18 protein-coding genes and 1 tRNA gene are annotated in these 17,187 nt (G+C 62.8%); 10 read left to right on the top strand and 9 right to left on the bottom strand.

The genetic code is table 11. The features are described from left to right. Positions 1–2,217, top strand: a 2,217-nt coding sequence (locus BMX99_RS14625) for a Hint domain-containing protein (RefSeq protein WP_322788142.1), incomplete at its 5' end; no start/stop codon positions are given. Positions 2,218–2,609: 392 nt separating this feature from the next. On the opposite strand, the gene BMX99_RS14630 is transcribed toward BMX99_RS14625, so the two are convergent. Then, positions 2,610–3,200 (bottom strand): nucleotidyltransferase family protein, encoded by a 591-nt coding sequence (locus tag BMX99_RS14630; RefSeq protein ID WP_170848758.1) that lies wholly within the window; start codon positions 3,198–3,200, stop codon positions 2,610–2,612. 133 nt (positions 3,201–3,333) lie between these two features. Here BMX99_RS14630 and BMX99_RS14635 point away from each other — a divergent pair, with 133 nt between their 5' ends. Next, a complete protein-coding gene (locus BMX99_RS14635; protein ID WP_244525555.1) occupies positions 3,334–4,527 on the top strand; it encodes a DUF2254 domain-containing protein in 1,194 nt (397 codons plus the stop codon). Positions 4,528–4,554: 27 nt separating this feature from the next. Next, a complete protein-coding gene (locus BMX99_RS14640) occupies positions 4,555–5,331 on the top strand; it encodes a heme-dependent oxidative N-demethylase family protein (RefSeq protein WP_244525556.1) in 777 nt (258 codons plus the stop codon). A gap of 3 nt (positions 5,332–5,334) precedes the next feature. Here the strand turns inward: BMX99_RS14640 and BMX99_RS14645 are convergent, their stop codons facing one another. The 3 genes from BMX99_RS14645 to BMX99_RS14655 all read right to left on the bottom strand — a co-directional run bounded on the left by BMX99_RS14645 (position 5,335) and on the right by BMX99_RS14655 (position 8,264). Further along, entirely contained in the window at positions 5,335–6,138 is an 804-nt protein-coding gene (locus BMX99_RS14645; RefSeq protein WP_093453394.1) for a hypothetical protein, read from the bottom strand. A gap of 351 nt (positions 6,139–6,489) precedes the next feature. Next, positions 6,490–7,893, bottom strand: coding sequence for a type I glutamate--ammonia ligase (gene glnA / locus BMX99_RS14650; protein ID WP_093453397.1), 1,404 nt, complete (start codon positions 7,891–7,893; stop codon positions 6,490–6,492). A 32-nt stretch (positions 7,894–7,925) separates the two neighbouring features. Further along, positions 7,926–8,264 (bottom strand): P-II family nitrogen regulator, encoded by a 339-nt coding sequence (locus BMX99_RS14655; RefSeq protein WP_093453400.1) that lies wholly within the window; start codon positions 8,262–8,264, stop codon positions 7,926–7,928. Between the two features lie 187 nt (positions 8,265–8,451). Here BMX99_RS14655 and BMX99_RS20055 point away from each other — a divergent pair, with 187 nt between their 5' ends. Continuing rightward, positions 8,452–9,123 (top strand): NAD(P)H-hydrate epimerase, encoded by a 672-nt coding sequence (locus BMX99_RS20055; RefSeq protein WP_322788143.1) that lies wholly within the window; start codon positions 8,452–8,454, stop codon positions 9,121–9,123. Between the two features lie 15 nt (positions 9,124–9,138). After that, the gene (locus BMX99_RS20060) at positions 9,139–9,969 is read left to right on the top strand and encodes an NAD(P)H-hydrate dehydratase (RefSeq protein WP_093453405.1); all 831 of its coding nucleotides are present in this window, start codon (positions 9,139–9,141) and stop codon (positions 9,967–9,969) included. A 166-nt stretch (positions 9,970–10,135) separates the two neighbouring features. Here the strand turns inward: BMX99_RS20060 and BMX99_RS14670 are convergent, their stop codons facing one another. Then, a complete protein-coding gene (locus BMX99_RS14670) occupies positions 10,136–10,624 on the bottom strand; it encodes a Hint domain-containing protein (RefSeq protein ID WP_093453408.1) in 489 nt (162 codons plus the stop codon). A gap of 280 nt (positions 10,625–10,904) precedes the next feature. On the opposite strand from BMX99_RS14670, the gene BMX99_RS14675 reads away from it, so the two are divergent. The 4 genes from BMX99_RS14675 to BMX99_RS14690 all read left to right on the top strand — a co-directional run bounded on the left by BMX99_RS14675 (position 10,905) and on the right by BMX99_RS14690 (position 14,011). Beyond that, positions 10,905–10,988 (top strand) — tRNA-Leu (locus BMX99_RS14675). 142 nt (positions 10,989–11,130) lie between these two features. Further along, positions 11,131–12,003, top strand: a complete 873-nt coding sequence (locus BMX99_RS14680; protein ID WP_139199557.1) for a trypsin-like serine peptidase — start codon at positions 11,131–11,133, stop codon at positions 12,001–12,003. A 247-nt stretch (positions 12,004–12,250) separates the two neighbouring features. Beyond that, positions 12,251–13,579 carry a trigger factor gene (gene tig, locus BMX99_RS14685; protein WP_093453414.1) on the top strand — a complete coding sequence of 443 codons (1,329 nt, stop codon included), beginning with the start codon at positions 12,251–12,253 and terminating at the stop codon, positions 13,577–13,579. Positions 13,580–13,660: 81 nt separating this feature from the next. Beyond that, positions 13,661–14,011 carry a hypothetical protein gene (locus BMX99_RS14690; RefSeq protein ID WP_093453417.1) on the top strand — a complete coding sequence of 117 codons (351 nt, stop codon included), beginning with the start codon at positions 13,661–13,663 and terminating at the stop codon, positions 14,009–14,011. Positions 14,012–14,014: 3 nt separating this feature from the next. Here BMX99_RS14690 and BMX99_RS14695 read toward each other — a convergent pair whose 3' ends face one another. Further along, positions 14,015–14,689 (bottom strand): phosphatase domain-containing putative toxin, encoded by a 675-nt coding sequence (locus tag BMX99_RS14695; RefSeq protein WP_093453420.1) that lies wholly within the window; start codon positions 14,687–14,689, stop codon positions 14,015–14,017. Positions 14,690–14,849: 160 nt separating this feature from the next. Between BMX99_RS14695 and BMX99_RS14700 the strand changes: the two genes are divergently transcribed. Then, positions 14,850–15,662: a glycosyltransferase gene (locus tag BMX99_RS14700; RefSeq protein ID WP_093453423.1), complete on the top strand. Its 813-nt coding sequence runs from the start codon at positions 14,850–14,852 to the stop codon at positions 15,660–15,662. A gap of 91 nt (positions 15,663–15,753) precedes the next feature. On the opposite strand, the gene rplI is transcribed toward BMX99_RS14700, so the two are convergent. Genes rplI through rpsF form a run of 3 tightly spaced genes read right to left on the bottom strand, consistent with a single transcriptional unit; the run spans position 15,754 to position 17,003 of the window. Beyond that, entirely contained in the window at positions 15,754–16,377 is a 624-nt protein-coding gene (gene rplI, locus BMX99_RS14705) for a 50S ribosomal protein L9 (RefSeq protein ID WP_093453426.1), read from the bottom strand. A gap of 12 nt (positions 16,378–16,389) precedes the next feature. Further along, positions 16,390–16,617: a 30S ribosomal protein S18 gene (gene rpsR / locus BMX99_RS14710; RefSeq protein ID WP_008328567.1), complete on the bottom strand. Its 228-nt coding sequence runs from the start codon at positions 16,615–16,617 to the stop codon at positions 16,390–16,392. 29 nt (positions 16,618–16,646) lie between these two features. After that, positions 16,647–17,003 carry a 30S ribosomal protein S6 gene (gene rpsF / locus BMX99_RS14715; RefSeq protein WP_093453428.1) on the bottom strand — a complete coding sequence of 119 codons (357 nt, stop codon included), beginning with the start codon at positions 17,001–17,003 and terminating at the stop codon, positions 16,647–16,649. Positions 17,004–17,187: the final 184 nt, after the last annotated feature.

Below are 17,187 nucleotides of genomic sequence, written 5' to 3' on the forward strand. Positions count from 1 at the left end.
CCGGATGCGGGTTTCACCGGGACCGAGACCTTCACCTATACGATCACGGATGAGGACGGTCTGACCGACACCGCTACGATCACCGTGACGGTCGAGGAAGACACTGGCCCCGACGGCATCGTCGAAGGCCATTCCGGCGACGACCTGATCGACGACGACTATGAAGGCGATCCGGAAGGCGACAAGGTCGACAACGAGGATGCGCTGGATCCGACCAGCGGCGACGACGACATCATCGAGGCCTATTCGGGCGATGATACGGTGATCGCAGGGTCTGGCGACGATACGGTCGATGGCGGTCCGGGCAATGACTCGATCTATGGCAACTCGGGCGATGACAGCATCACCAGCGGGCCGGATGGCCTGCCGGATGTGGAGATCTTCCCCGGCACGCCGGTCGACAGCGATCCCTATGACGACCGCGACACGGTCTATGGCAACCAGGGGGATGACACCATCCGCACCGGCGATGACCAGGACGTGGTCTATGGCGGCTCGGGCGATGATGACCTCAATGCCGGGATCGACGACGACAAAGTCTATGGCGGCCGTGGCGATGATCTGATCAACGACCCGCAGGGCTCGGACTATATCGAGGGCGGCTCGGGCGATGATACGATCATTGCGGGCATCGACACCTTCTCGGATTACGAGGGGGATGATCCCAACCTGCCGAACGCGCTCTACCCCGGGATCCTCAGCGATCCGAACCCCGATGACGGCAAGGACACCGTCTATGGTGGCCAGGGCAATGACGTGATCATGACCGGCGACGATGCGGACAGCATCCGTGGCGGATCCGGTGACGACACGATCAACGGCGGCATCGATGACGATTACATCGAAGGCAACCGGGGCAAGGATTCGATCATCGGGGGCCATGGGTCGGACACGATCTACGGCAACTCGGGCGACGACTGGATCAATGCGGGCGACAGCACGCTGCTTTGGGGGCAATCCCCGGACGACGATCCGGTCAACCCCGATCCGGTGCCCGAGAACGGCCGCGACCTGGTCTATGGCGGTGACGGCAACGACACCATCTTTGGCCAGGACGATGATGACACGCTTTATGGTGGCGTCGGCAATGACGTGATCGACGGCGGCATCGACGATGACGAGATCTATGGTGAAAGCGGCAATGACACGCTGATGGGCGGTCAGGGCGACGACACCGTGGGCGGCGGCACCGGCGCGGACAGCATCGACGGCAACTCGGGCGATGACAGCCTGACGGGTGGCCAGGGTGACGACACGATCACCGGTGGTGCGGGCGACGACACGCTGCGCGGCAACACCGGGGCGGACAGCCTGACCGGTGGATCCGGCGACGATGTCATCGACGGTGGCGGTCAGAACGACACGATCATCGGCGGCGAGGGTGCCGACACGATGTTCGGCGGTTCCAACGACGAAGACCTGTTCATCGGGTCGACTGTCGGCGACGTCATCGACGGCGGATCTGGCACGACGGTGGATTACGATGTGCTTGACCTGCGGGGCTCTGCTCCGACGGGCGGGCGGATCAACGTGATCTATGATGACAACCCGGAAAACGGCACGGTCGAGTTCTATGATGCCGATGACAAGCTGGTCGGGACCTCTCAGTTCGAGGAAATCGAGAAGGTCATCCCCTGCTTTACGCCGGGCACCCTGATCGCGACCCCGCGGGGCGAGGTTCCGGTGGAGACGCTGCGCGAAGGCGACCGTGTCATCACCCGCGACAACGGCATCCAGGAAATCCGCTGGTTCGGCCACAAGGACCTGATGGGCCGCGAGCTGCTGCAGAAGGAGCACCTGAAGCCGGTGCTGATCCAGAAGGGATCGCTTGGTTACGGGCTTCCGGAACGCGACATGCTGGTGTCTCCGAACCACCGGGTGCTGGTGAACAACGACAAGACGGCGCTCTATTTCGAAGAGCGTGAGGTTCTGGTCGCGGCCAAGCACCTGACCGGTCTGGCCGGGGTGAACCGCGTCGACACGATGAAGACGCAGTACATCCACTTCATGTTCGACCAGCACGAGGTGATCCTGTCGGACGGGTCCTGGACGGAAAGCTTCCAGCCGGGTCACCAGACGCTGGATGGTCTGGGCAATGCGCAGCGCCAGGAGATCCTGGAGCTGTTCCCGGAACTGGCAACGGAAGCCGGCCGCGAGGATTATCACGCGGCACGCCGGACGCTGAAGAAGCACGAGGCGAAGCTTCTGATCAAGTGATGCAGCGACGCCGGGCCCTGTGCGGGGCCCGGTGCCATCCTGGTCAGGCGGGGGCGCTGACCGGCCGTCGGGATGCGGGTTGCACGAATATCGCGGGAGGGTCTTTGATGCAGCCCGCATCCTGATGTGATGTCAGTGATTTGGTTTTGATTTGAATTTTACCTGGGGGGGTATGATGGATTATTTCATGGGTGTGTTCCGCTGGACCTTACTGGTCGGAGCGATCCTGGCCTGCGCGGCTGTGTCAAAGATCGGCGTGGTCGGGTTCTGAACGGCCTGCTCGTCGCGCCCTGACGTGCGCGCCTCGCTTATTGGGGTGCGTCTGATCGGGGTGGTGCCCGTGGCGGATGGCGGATGCCTCCGGCGGGGATATTTGGGAAAACCAAAGAGGATCAGGGGTGAGCGCGCCAGCGGGCCCAGTCCTCGGGCGTGTCCAGATCGGTGGTTGCGTGATGGTCGGGCAGGGGAACCTGCCGGACTTTTTCGTTTTTAAGGAGGGCTCGTGCGCCCTGGTCGCCGGTGAGCGTGGTGAGCGCGGGGATGAGGCGCGCGGGGAAGAGGACCGGGTGGCCGGGCGTGCCATCCTGGTCAGTGGCGCGGTGGATCTGGTCGGGATTATGGGCCCAGGCCTGGGCGAGGTCTGCGAGGTCCTGGGTCGTGATCTCGGGCATGTCGGAGGGCAGGACCATGACGCCGGGCGTGGTGGCCGGAAGGGCGGCGGCCCCGGCGCGGAGGGAGGCCCCCATCCCTTTGGCCGCGTCCGGGACCATGATTGGGGTGATGTTCACGCCCTGAAGGGCGCGGCTGCGCGGGTGGTCGGGGCCGGGCAGGGTGACATAGGTCGGGGCCAGGGCCAGTGCGCGGCGGGCCAGGGTGACGATCAGCGGGGCACCGTCCACGGGTTCCATCTGTTTGTCGCCGCCGCGCATGCGACTGGAGGCTCCGGCGGCGAGGATCAGGATGGCGGGCAAGGGGTGGTCCATGGGGCAAGCTTAGCCCTGGGCGCGGGGCGCGTCAGCAGGGAAAACCCGAAGGCGAGGCTGGAAAGCTGTTGGAAAACCCTGTCTTTTGCCGGATGCGTGCTAGATCTGGCACAGGTTGAAGGAAGGATCGCCCATGCTGCCGACGTTCATGCGCCAGTTGCACGCCTTTTCGCGCCGCCTGATCGTGCGGGTGCTGTTGATCGCGCTGTGCAGCGTGATGGCGATTGCGGTGGCCAAGATCTTTGGCGGGCTGATCCCCTTTGGCCTGAAGGACCGGATCGGGGCGGATGCAGTGGATCACATCCTGTCGATCATCGCCAATTCCATGCTGACGGTGACGACCTTTTCGCTGACGGTCATGGTGGCATCGCATCGCAATGTCTCGTCCCTGTGGACGCCGCGGGCGCATCAGATCCTGCTGCAGGACACCACGACCCATACCGTTCTGGCGACCTTTGTCGGGGCCTATCTTTACGCGGTGATCACCATCATCCTGCGCGAAACCCAGGTCTTCAAGGGCGAGGAGCTGGTGGTTCTGTTCTTCGTCACGCTGCTGGTCGTGGTGCTGATCGTCGTGGCGATCATCCGCTGGATTTCGCACCTGGAGCTTCTGGGCAGCCTGATCGAGACCTCGGGCCGGACCGAGGCCAAGGCGCAGAAGGCTTATGATCTGCGCTGTGAAAATCCGACGCTAGGGGCGCAGACCTATGATCCCGGTGCGTTGGCTGGCTGTCAGGAGATGCGGGCGGAGCGGTCGGGATATGTGCAGCAGATCTACCAGGACCGGCTGCAGGAGGCCGCTGAGGACGCGGGGGGCGAGATCCATCTGGCCGTGCCGGTCGGGGCCTTCGTGCACCAGGGCGAGGTGATCGCGCATCTGCGCGGCGAAGGCCTGGAGGAAGCGGTGGAGCGCTTTGTCTCGATCGGGACGCTGCGCAATTACGTGCAGGATCCGGGCTTTTCGCTGCTGAACCTGACCGAGATTGCGCAGCGCGCGCTGTCGCCGGGGATCAACGATCCGGGCACGGCAGTGGACATGGTGCGGCGCATCGTGCGGGTTCTGCTGTCGAACCGCGTCGGGGCCGAGCACGAGGTCCGCTATGATCGGCTGTATGTGCCGATGCTGGATCGGGAAGCGCTGGTGGTGGAAACACTTGGTGCGGTGGCGCGCAACGGAATGGGGCACCCCGAGGTGACCGAGGCGCTGAGCGGGGCGCTGAAGGCGCTGGACCGTCAGGGCGATCCAGAGGTCGAGGCGGCCGCGCGCCGTGTGCAGAAGGCCATCGAGGCGGCCGAGCCGAGGGAAGTTCTGGACTTCTCGGTCTAGTCGATCCGCGCGCAAAGAGGGCTGGTCATGGCGGGGATGCTGCGCTTAGCTGGCGGTATGACGATCATCCTGCAAGACAAGATTCCCTATGACATCGCCTCCGAGCGTCTGCCCGGTGTTGGCCCGATGCCCGAGGCCGATTGGATCCTGCGGGACGAGGCCTTTGCCGCGCAGATGGCGCTGCGCGACCAGCTGCTGAAAGAACGGCGGAATGAGGTCCTGGCGCTGCTGCCAGAGGCCGTCAGCGCGGCAGAGGAGCTTTTGACCATGGTGCTGGACCGGCTGGTCCAAGATCCGGCCTATCTGATCGATAAGGATCAGGTCACGCGGCCCGATGATGTGACGGTTGCGATCAACCGGGCGGATCCCTTGGGGGCATTGGGGCGATTGGTCCAGCAGGACTTCTGCTTGATGATGAAGCCCGAGGGGGCAGCCGAACATCTGCTGACCGGGGCCGTGCTGTGTTTTCCCGCCGGCTGGATGCTGAGCCAGAAGATCGGGCACCCCTTGATCCGAATTCATGTGCCCGTGCCGGCCTATGACGACATGCTGGCGCGGCGGGTGCAGCGGCTGTTCGACGGGGTTCAGGTCGGGCGGCCGCTGTGGCGGTTCAATGCCTTGCGCTATGTCGATCCGTCACTGTTTCAGCCGCGATCCGAAGGGGTTCCGAAGTACGGCACGCCAGAGGAACAGCGCTATATCCGATCTGAACGGCAATCGATCCTTCGACTTCCCGACACCGGGGCGGTGGTCTTTGGCATCCACACCTTCGTGGTGAAACTGCCCGAAGACGCGCGCCAATAGCCGTCACAGCACCGACAGGTAAGAGACCATCGTGGGGGCCAGCCCGGTGTAGATCGCTGTCAGCGTGAAGGCATGGGCCGAGATGCGGATGTCCTGCCCCTTCAGCGCCTGATAGGCGGCCACCGGCAGGCCGACCATGGGGTTCATCACGGTCAGGGATGCGGTTGCGGTCAGGTTGGCCGCGCGGGACAGGTCCGAGGGCGTCTTGACCTCGTCCTCGTCCATGGCGTCGCGAAAGATCTCGCGCAGGTCGGGCGTCTCGATGGCGGGCGCAGATGGCACGGCAAAGATCATTTCGTCGGCGTGGTCGTCCAGCGCGATCCGGGCCGGGCGGCGCGGGGTTATGTGGCGTTCGATACCGTTGTTGTGGCGGATCGGGGTGAAGACCTCGGCAAAGCGCAGGGTGTCGAAGCAGATGCCCTCTTTCCCCCAGGCGATCTGACCAGAGAGGCCGTCTTCGATCAGGATCGACAGGATCTCGGCCAGGATGGCGGTATCGGCGCGGGGATGCAGGGTTTCGCTGCGGCGGATGTTCTCGACATGCAGGTACAGCCGTGCGCTGCCGTCATTGTCTTCAGAGCCGTCGTCGATCCTCATGGCCAGGCCAATCGGGCCTGCGTCGATCTCGAGCCCGTCGAACCGGGTTTCTGCGGGCTGTTGCGGGGCCAGGCCATAGGCCTGAAGCGCGCGCAGCGCGGCAGAAAGCAGGGTTTCGATGTCGATCAGGGGGCCGGTGCCCATGTCCAGAGTGGCGGACTGCGGGGTGGCTGTGGGGCGGGTCGCTTCTTGCGAATGGGTGCGGGTCATGTTCTTCCCTCGGTTTCTTCCTGCCCCCAAGGTCGATCCGAATTGGGGTGGAATTGTGCCGAAGGGCTGTGGAAATCCTGCGGAATCGGGAAAAATCGCGACGTATTGCCGGGTTTCGTGATCAATTTAAGGGCGAGTGATAGGATTGGTTCCACACGTCGCTGTTGCGCGTCATGTGACGCTGAATTGATGGGTGCAAAACTTGCGCTAAGTGGCTGAAAAACAATCGCAAAGCTGGTGCTTATCCGCGTCCAGCGGTGATCCGTTTCGCGTCATGATTCGCGCAATGGTTGTGGCGCAAAAGAAAACGGGCACCGAGTGGTGCCCGTTCCCAATGCAATCCGAAGTGGATCAGCAGGAGTAGTACAGAGCGAATTCCGCGGGGTGCGGGGTCATCTCGTACATCTCGATCTCTTCCATCTTCAGGTCGATGTAGCCCTGGATCTGGTCCTTGGTGAAGACGTCACCGGCCAGCAGGAAGTCCATGTCGGCTTCCAGCTCGGTCATGGCTTCGCGCAGCGAACCACAGACGGTCGGGATGTCGGCCAGTTCTTCGGGCGGCAGATCGTAGAGGTTCTTGTCCATGGCTTCGCCCGGATCGATCTTGTTCTTGATCCCGTCGAGGCCGGCCATGAGCAGGGCGGAGAAGCACAGGTAGGGGTTCGCCGAGGGATCGGGGAAACGGGCTTCGACGCGCTTTGCCTTGGGCGATTCGGTCCACGGAATACGGACACAGCCCGAACGGTTGCGTGCGGAATAGGCGCGCAGAACGGGGGCTTCAAACCCGGGGACCAGACGCTTGTACGAGTTGGTCGAGGGGTTGGTGAAAGCGTTCAGGGCCTTGGCGTGCTTCAGGATACCACCGATGAAGTACAGGGCCTCCTGGGACAGATCGGCGTATTTGTCGCCTGCAAACAGGGGCTTGCCGTCTTTCCAGATCGACATGTTCACGTGCATGCCCGACCCGTTGTCACCTTTCAGCGGCTTCGGCATGAAGGTTGCCGAACGGCCATAGGCCTGTGCCACGTTGTGGATGACGTATTTGTACTTCTGCAGTTCGTCCGCCTGTTTGGTCAGCGATCCGAAGACCAGGCCCAGCTCGTGCTGCGAGGTCGCAACTTCGTGGTGGTGCTTGTCGACCTTCATGCCCAGACGCTTCATCGTCGAGAGCATTTCCGAACGGATGTCCTGACCGTCGTCCATCGGGTTCACCGGGAAGTAGCCGCCCTTGTAGGTCGGACGGTGGCCCAGGTTGCCCATTTCGAAATCGGCATCGGTGTTCCAGGCGGCGTGATCGGCATCAACCTCGAACGACACCTTGTTCGGCGCGACCGAGTATTTCACGTCGTCGAACAGGAAGAATTCCGCTTCGGGGCCGAAATAGGCGACGTCACCGATACCCGAGGACTTCAGGTAGGCTTCGGCTTTCTGTGCGGTGCCGCGCGGGTCGCGGTCATAGGCTTCGCCGGTGTCGGGCTCGACGATCGAGCAATGCACGACAACGGTTTTTTCCGCGTAGAAGGGGTCGATATAGGCGCTGTCCAGGTCGGGCATCAGCTTCATGTCGGATGCTTCGATGGATTTCCAGCCGGCGATCGAAGAACCGTCGAACATGAACCCTTCTTCAAGGAAGTCTTCGTCGACTTCGTCCTTGATGACGGTCACGTGCTGCAGCTTGCCGCGCGGATCGGTGAAGCGGATATCGACGTATTCCGCGTCCTCGTCCTTGATCAGGTCAAGTACCTTGTTGCTCATTCCCTTTTCCCTTCGTTTTGAAATGGGTGTGATCAAAGCGCGTCCGAACCGGATTCACCGGTACGGATGCGGATGGCTTGTTCGATAGGCGACACAAAGATCTTGCCGTCGCCGATTTTTTCCGTTTTCGCGGCGTCGATGATCGCCTCGATGGCACCGTCGACCTGATCGTCGTCAAGAACGACTTCGATCTTCACCTTGGGCAGGAAGTCCACGACGTATTCCGCGCCGCGGTACAGTTCCGTATGGCCCTTCTGCCGGCCGAAGCCCTTGACCTCGATCACGGACAGGCCCTGAATGCCGAACTCTTGCAGAGCTTCCTTGACCTCATCAAGCTTGAACGGCTTGATGATCGCCTCGAGTTTCTTCATGTCGCGGAACTCCTCACTTGTCTCTCGGTCGGTGTGAGACCACGATCTGAAGGCGGCCTCAATTCACGACGCGCAAGTTGGTCGAATTGCGGGCAAAGGGAAAGAGGGGCGGCATGAAAATTAAGCATTGCGCCCAAAGTTTGTGCGGTATGAAAAGAATATGTCAGCAATATTGACCAGTGATCAGATGCGCAACCTTGAAAAGCGCGCGATCGACAGCGGTGCGGTCACCGGGGCCGAGCTGATGGAGAGGGCCGGGCGCGGCGTGGTCGATGCGCTGCGTGACGAATATCCGGACACGGATGGCCTGTGCGCCGCGCCCTGGGCCGGCCAGCATGTGCTGATCCTTTGCGGGCCCGGCAATAATGGCGGTGACGGATATGTGGTGGCGCGGCTGCTAGGCGAAACAGGGGCGATCTGTCATGTACTGGCGCTTGGCGATACCGCTGACCTGCCGCCGGATGCGGCGCAGGCGCGGCGGCGCTGGACCGGGCCGGTCGGTCCGTTTTCGACCGAGGCCATGGGCCAGGTTGTTGATCTGTGCCGCAGGGCGGATCAACCTTGGCTAGTTGTCGTGGACGCTCTGTTCGGCATCGGCCAGCGCGCGCCGCTCGATTCGGTTTGTGATGCGGTCGGCGGTTTCGTCGACGCGCTGTTCGAACTCGGAGGCCCCACGCCCTATTTCGTCTCGGTCGATCTGCCCACGGGCTATGATGCGGACAGCGGTGCGGCGTTGGCGCGACGCCCAGTGCCGTCCGACCTGACCGTGACCTTCCATGCGCCCAAGCCGATCCACGGCATGCCGCATTTCCTGGACGTGACCCTGGTGGTTGCTGATATCGGCCTGTCGTCGGTTTAGCAGAGGATCCTGACCATGAGCTTAACGCCGATCACCTATGATCTGTCCTGGGCCGCGCTGCTGGGCAAGGACGCCGGTCAACACAAGTTCAACCATGGCTCGGCCCTGGTGCTCAGCGGGCCCATGGGACGCAGCGGGGCCGCGCGTCTTGCGGCGCGGGCGGCGCTGCGCACCGGGGCCGGGCTGGTGACGCTGGTGGCCCCGCCGTCGTCCATGGCCGAGATCGCGGCGCAGATCACGGCGGTGATGTTGCGCCCGCTGGTAGAGCTTTCGGAACTGCTGTCTGACAGCCGGGTCGCGTCGATCTGTGTAGGCCCGGGTTTTGGCGTCGGTGCCGATTGCCGCGACGTGGTGGCACAGGTTTTGGCGGCGGGGCGCGGGGTTGTTCTGGATGCGGATGCGCTGTCGTCCTTTGCCGACGCACCAGAGGATCTGTTTGCCCTGACGCGAGGGACGAAAACGATCCTGACCCCGCATGAGGGCGAATTTGCCCGGTTATTCCCGGATCTGGACCCGTCGGATCGTGCTGCGGCCTGCGCTAGGGCGGCGGATCGTGCGGGATGCGTCGTGCTTTTGAAGGGGCCTGCGACGGTGGTCTGTGGGGATCGGCAGTCGATCCACAATCCCGATGGCGATCGCGATGCGCCCTGGCTGGCCACTGCCGGATCCGGGGACGTTCTGGCCGGGATTATCACCGGGCTTCTGGCGCGCGGGGCCGATGCGCAGCTGGCAGGGGAAGCGGGCGTCTGGCTGCATGCAGAGGCCGCGCGCATCTTTGGCCCCGGACTGATCGCCGAGGATCTGCCCGAGATGCTGCCCAAGGTCTATGCCTCGCGTCATATTTGAAGGGTGTCTATGGGCGGCGGCTGAAGAAGCGGGGGCCGTCTTGCCGCACGTCTGATCACGACGTTTCCAACCGCCTTTCCAGATTCCAGCGCACCTTCAAAACGAAACAGGGCCCGCGCAAAAGCGTAGGCCCTGTTGCAGTCGACAGTCAGGGAAGCCGAAGGGCTTAGCAGGCGGTGGCGAGGTCCTGCGCAGCCTTGGCAGCCATTTCCAGGCCGCCGGCATAGATGATGTGGTCGGTGTCGAATTCCAGCTCGTAAACGGTCAGGACACCTTTGCCCATGGAGCGGACATATTCCCCGTCCACCAGCTGAGCAGCGGTGACGAGTGCGGATTTCTTGCCGAACATGGCTTCGGCGCGCCAGTCGCGGATCAGAACCTCCTGGCCGGAGGGCAGGGCGACGTCGGTTTCGGGGCGGTTGTGCCCGATGGACCCGGCAGAGACGTGGATCACGTCACAGGCGACCTTGCGGGTGCGCACGTTCTTCAGAACGGCCATGCCGGTGTCGCGGGTGATCACGCGGTCGCCCGCGGTCAGGAATTCAACGGGCATTTCGCCGTCGAGGGTCATGACCTTGGTGCCGGCTGCGATACCCGCAACGACCTGCGCCTTGGCCTTGTTTCCTTTGTTGATCGTAACTTCGATGGTTTTCATGGGATGCTTCCCTTGTCTGACTGCCTCAATGTTTTTTCATCAGATTAGGGCCAAATTGGGCCGTGTTCCAGATTTCTGTGCGGCATTGGGGCGGGTCGCGTCCGATTTGTGCCACATTTGCCGATGGGTCCCGAAGGGGCGGGCACGCCATGGACCCTTGCCGTACAGATGCAGAATGCCACCAAGGTGCGAATAAAGCGTTAACGTAGGATGAGGGCGGAAATTGGGCGCATTTTGCCTCTCGCATCGGGGGCCGGCTTTTGCTATCCAGCCGCGTACTGCGGGTGTGGCGGAATTGGTAGACGCACCAGATTTAGGTTCTGGCGCCTTTGGCGTGGGGGTTCGAGTCCCTTCACCCGCACCATATATCTGAACGTTCCATAACGATTTTTTGGCTCGGTTGCGGGCCTGTCGGATTGTCCCCGCCGGGCGGATGGGCCAGTCTTTGGCAAATTTTATTTCGGACCGTCGTGATCTTCAGACATCTTTCATACCTTCTTCTTATGGTGTTCCTGTCTGCTTCGGCCGGGCAGGCGGCCTATTTCACCGACGGACGGGACCGTGAGGCGATTCCTGAACTGCGCGAACGGGTGGCCGGGGACCCGTCCGGCGCAAGCGATCTGGATCGGGCCATCCTGCGGGCGGCGAACCGCGTGGGCTGGGTCCAGTGGAACAAATGTCGGCACGGCGGCAACGGCGTGCTGGTGCGGATCGACGGACGTGATGCAGTGCTCACCTCGGCGCACCAGGTGTTCAATGCCCGCGGGCGGGGCGATCTGATCAACTGTCAGGGGCAGGGGGCTGCGGTGGCGCGCTTCTATCCCAATGCCTCCTACATCGACCTGGGTCAGACCTTTCGGAACCGCGCGCTTGAGGCCCGGTTTTCCGTCGGCCTTCGGGCCCAGCTGGACGCAAGCGGCGCGAACAAGAGCGGCTTTTTCGGCGTGGCCGACGATTTTCTGGTGATGTACCTGGAAACGGACATCTCGGACGATACGGCACCGGATGGGCAGATCCGTGGCGCGGTGCCTTTTGCCGACCTGGTGACGGGGCACGGGTTTGACGGGCTGATCCTTGGGTTCGATCCAAGGTTCGACAAGGCGCATGGCGGGCAGGCGATGTCTTATCAGTCTTGCCTTTTCTCGGTGCTGACGCCGCTTCGGCTGGACCACACCTGCGATGTGACCAAGGGGTCAAGCTCCTCCCTGCTTGCGGTCTTCCAGGAGGGAGAGCTGCGGTTGCGCGCGCTCAACACCGCCGTGCGTCTTCCGGTCGGCACCACCGCGCGCCCGGACGCGTTGCCGACGAACTGGAATATCGGCACTCCGATCGAGGTGATGCTGCGCCATTGGCATTTCCGGGGGCTGACGGTCGACTGAATCTGCCGTCCCTGGGCTCGTCGACGAAGGCCCCAAGACACCGCCGAACGGGGCTACCGGACCCGGTTCACCCCCCGCCACCCGCGATGGTGCGCCACCCGGCGCGAAGGTTTGCGCAGAAATCATCGCCCAAGCGGCCATTTTCACCGCTATTGGCTTGCACGATGCCCCCATGGCCCATAGAAGAGCGCCTGATTTGGCCCCCGCGTGGCGGGTGGCCCGTGGACGTTATGGAAGGACGCATAGGATGCAGGTCACCGAGACCCTGAACGAAGGCCTCAAGCGCGGCTACCAGATCACGCTGCCCGCAAGCGAGCTGGACGCCAAAGTGAACGAAAAGCTGGCCGAGGCGCAGCCCGAAGTGGAAATGAAGGGCTTCCGTAAGGGGAAAGTCCCGATGGCGCTGCTGAAAAAGCAGTTCGGCCAGCGCATCCTGGGCGAAGCCATGCAGGAAGCCATCGACGGCGCGATGTCGGATCACTTCGAGAAATCCGGTGACAAGCCCGCGATGCAGCCGCAGGTCGAAATGGTCGACGGCGAGACCTGGAAAGAAGGCGACGACGTGGTTGTGACCATGTCCTACGAAGCCCTGCCGGCGATCCCCGACGTCGACCTGAAAGGCATCAAGCTGGAAAAGCTGGTCGTCAAAGCCGAAGATTCGGCCATCGACGAAGCCCTGGCGAACCTGGCCGAAAGCGCCCAGGATTTTGACGCCAAGGACGGCGCCGCAGAGAACGGCGACCAGGTCGTCATGAACTTTGTCGGCAAGGTCGACGGCGAAGCCTTCGAAGGCGGCTCGGCCGAGGATTACCCGCTGGTGCTGGGCTCCAATTCCTTCATCCCGGGCTTCGAAGACCAGCTGGTCGGCGTGAAAGCCGGTGAAGAAAAGGCTGTCGAGGTTTCCTTCCCCGAGGAATACGGCGCAGAGCACCTGGCCGGCAAAGCGGCTGTCTTCGACTGCACCATCAAGGAAGTCAAAGCCCCCGTCGCCGCCAAGATCGACGACGAGCTGGCGAAGAAGTTCGGTGCAGAAGACCTGGCTGCGCTGAAATCTCAGGTCGCAGAGCGTCTGGAAGCCGAATACGCCGGTGCAGCCCGTGCCGTCATGAAGCGGTCGCTGCTGGACGCGCTGGACAAGGAAGTTTCCTTCGATCTGCCGCCGTCGCTGCTGGACGCCGAAGCCAAGCAGATCGCGCATCAGCTGTGGCACGAAGAGAACCCCGAGGTTCACGATCACAACCACGGTGAGATCGAAACCACCGACGAGCATGTGAAACTGGCCGAGCGTCGCGTCCGTCTGGGCCTGCTGCTTGCCGAGCTGGGCCAGCGCGCCGAGGTCGAAGTGACCGACGCCGAGATGACCCAGGCGATCATGAACCAGGCCCGTCAGTACCCGGGTCAGGAACGCCAGTTCTTTGAATTCGTGCAGCAGAACCAGCAGATGCAGCAGCAGCTGCGCGCGCCGATCTTCGAAGACAAGGTTGTCGACTACGCCTTCGAACTGGCCGACGTGTCGGAAAAGGAAGTCTCGAAAGAAGACCTCCAGTCCGCTGTCGAAAAGCTGGACGACGAATAAGTTTCGCACCGTGCGAAACAAAGGGGCCGCTCCTTCGGGGGCGGCCTTTTGCGTTGTCCCATGCTCTGATAGCCTTGGCCCATGATGCGTATCGCCCTGATCCTGCTGGCTGTTCTGATCGCGCCCCCCATGGCCGAGGCCCAGGGCCGGCGCGCCGCGATGAGCGGGGACACCATCATGCTGGATGGCAAGATCATCCAGCTGAAGGGGCTGGAATGCCCGCCCATGGACACCGAAGAGGGCAAGGAGGCGCAGCGGCTCGTGCAGATCATGCTGCACGCGCGGATCCTGAATTGTGCCTGGGATACGCTGCCCGACGGCACCCGCGAAGGCGATTGCATCTATCGCGCGGCCAGCTGGTCGCCGAAATCCCGGTCGATGGTGGTCGAGCTGGAAAGCCGCAACCTGTGTCGCAAATACGGCCGGACCTGACCCCTAGCGCGCGTCAAACTCCGCCTGAAGCGCCTGCGGGTCGTATTGCGTGGTCACCCAGTCTTCAAAGCTGATGCCCGTGGCGGCCTGCGCGGTGGCAAGGCGGTCAAGGAGCAGGTCCAGAACCCCTGTGCGCGAGCGGCGGAAATGCAGGAAACGGGGCGACAGCATCTGGCGGGCTTCCTCCATTGGGCGGTTTTCGACGACCAGAAGGTACAGCGCCGCGACCAGCCCGGCGCGATCGGCCCCGGACTTGCAGTGGAACAGCACCGGCCGGTCGGCCTCGCGCAGGAAGGCCATGGCCTCAAGCAGGGGTTCGGGCTGGGGCGCGCGGCGGGCGTCCAGGCGCAGGCTGTGAAAGGCGATGCCGTGCTGGGCGCAAAGCTGGCTTTCACGCCGGTGCGGCACCCCGTCCTGCGGCCCGCGCAGCGACAGGATCGTCTTGATCCCCATCTGGTTCAGCATGGGGAAACGATCGACGGGCGGGTGGTTCGACCGCCAGACCCCCGGCGCGATCTGCGCCATATTGGTCCAGCGCGCGCGGAACAGCCCGTGGTCGCTGTAGCGCATGAAGCGGTCCATGGCGGCGGCATCCTCGCCCGCCAGAAGGGCGGCGGCCTTGCGGGTCTTGCGGCGGCTGTACCAGTCGTGCACGGGCTTGAGGGGATCTTTGCGCATGGGCTGGTGATGTCCCCGGCAGGCGGGAAGGTCAAGCCACCTTGCCGAAAGCTGCGGCATCCGGCGCGGCCAAGCCAGGTCGGGATGCTTGGCACGCCGCGCCTGCTGTGGCAGATTTCCCCGTAAAAGCAGTGAATTCCGATCCATAAGGCAGGCCCAGATGATCCCGATCGTGCAGATGCGATATTCCTACTTCGGTCAGTCCGGCTGGCGGTCCGAGGCGTCGAAGCAGAAAGAGATCCTGTTCGATCCCAAGCGGTTGGCACATCGCTTCAACCTGTTGCAGACCTACGCGGTGCGGTCGTTGCTGGATCAGGAGGATCAGGATTTCCATTTCGCCATGCTGACGTCCCAAGATCTGCCGGCCGCGCATCTGAAGCAGGTCACCGAATATATCCGCGACAGCTTTGGCGACCGGGGCGCGGTTCTGGCGCGGGGTGACGGGCCGGTGTTCCGCCACCTGATCCGCCACAACCGCGCCAGTTTCCCCGAAGGCTCGACCATGATGCAGATCGTGCTGGACGATGACGATGCGCTGTCCGTCGACTTCATGGCGCGTCTGAAGGCCGAGGCCGCGGGGTTCCGCGACCGTCTTCCCGAAGACACGCGGCGGTTCTTCCTGTCGTTCTCGAAAGGGGTCAGCGTGGTCTATGAAAAGGGGCAGGCGGTGCCGCAGCTGTACCGGCGGGACGTGCCCTATACCAACCTTGGCCTTGCGCTGGTGTCGCCGATTGATGATCGGGCGAACCCTTACGCGGTGGCGCACAAGAAGGTGGCGCGCCGTTTTGCCAGCCTCGTCTACAACGACCTGCAGCCCTATTACCTGCGCGTGGTGCACGGGGCGAATGACAGCCGCGCCCAGATCGACGAAACGCAGCCCTTCCCGGAAGACAACCTGCCCAAGCTGCTGAAACGCTTTCCGCTTTTGGAGGGGGTGTTGAACCCGCCCAAGGCGCGCGCCCGGGCGTCCTGATCCCCCGCGATCCCCGGCGGAAAATGGGCACAAAAAAACCGCGCAGGTTGCCCTGCGCGGCTTCTTTTTTGGATCGCTATAGGCGAAAAGCTTAGTTCTGCTCTTCCGCTGCGGCGTCTTCGGGGGTTGCCACGGGGCCACCCTCGTCGTCGTCGTTCGCAGCACCGCCCATGTCGTCGAACAGCTCCTGGATTTCGAATTCCGCGGCTGCTTCTTCCTCGGCGGCGAGTTCCTGGATGGACTTGCCGGAGGCCTGCAGTTCCGCTTCCTCGGGGGAGCGTGCAACGTTCAGTTCGACCTGAACGGCGACTTCGGGGTGCAGGGTCACGTCAACCTTGTGCAGACCAAGTTCTTTGATCGGCATCGGGATGATGACCTGCTTGCGCTCAACGGTGAAGCCGTTTTCGGTGGCCACGTTGGCGACGTCACGCGGGGTGACCGAGCCGTACAGGTTGCCGCCGTCAGAGGCCGAGCGAATCACGACGAACTGCTGACCGTCCAGCTTTTCGCCCAGGGCTTCGGCTTCTTTCTTGGTCTCCAGGTTGTTCGCTTCCAGCTGAGCCTTCTGGGCTTCGAACTGGGCGATGTTTTCCTTGGAGGCGGTCAGGGCCTTGCCCTGCAGCAGCAGGTAGTTGCGGGCGTAACCCGGCTTGACGGTGACGACGTCACCCATCTGGCCCAGCTTTGCGACGCGTTCGAGAAGGATAACTTCCATTGTCAGGTCTCCTTACTTCACGGCGTAGGGCAGCAGGGCGAGGAAGCGGGCGCGCTTGATGGCGCGGGCCAGTTCACGCTGCTTCTTTGCCGAGACGGCGGTGATACGGGAGGGAACGATCTTGCCGCGCTCAGAGATGTAGCGCTGCAGCAGTTTCGTGTCCTTGTAGTCGATTTTCGGCGCGTTGTCCCCGGAGAACGGGCAAACCTTGCGGCGACGGAAAAACGGTTTTGCGGCCATGGGTTAGATTCCTTTCCTCAGGCTATAGATCAGCGACGTTCCCGGCGACGGTCGTCGCGGTCGTCTTTCTTCTGCATCTGGACCGAGGGACCTTCCTCGTGCTCGTCGACCTTGATGGTCAGGACGCGCATGACGTCTTCGTGCAGGCGCATCAGGCGTTCCATTTCCTGAACGGCCGGCGCGGGTGCGTCGGATTTCAGGAAGGCATAGTGGCCCTTGCGGTTCTTGTTGATCTTGTAGGCCATCGTCTTGACGCCCCAGTACTCGTGTTCCACGAGTTTCCCGCCGTTGTCGGACAGGACGGCACCAAAGTGTTCGATAAGACCTTCGGCCTGCGCGTTGGAAAGATCCTGGCGCGCAATGAATACATGCTCATACAGCGGCATGTTTGCTCCACTTCTATCTAGGCGCGTTTCATAGGAGGGCCAGATCCTTCCGCGGCCCATCCACGAGAGTCCGCGCGGTGATCAATCATGCGGAAGGAAGCGTCCCTTTAGACTGGAATGGCCGGGATGGCAAGGCATGGCGGACCCGATCAGCAGGGGCGGCGCAAAGGCTGCGTTGCAGAGA

Origin of the sequence: Pseudooceanicola nitratireducens (genome assembly GCF_900109195.1) — a bacterium.
Lineage (GTDB): Bacteria > Pseudomonadota > Alphaproteobacteria > Rhodobacterales > Rhodobacteraceae > Pseudooceanicola > Pseudooceanicola nitratireducens.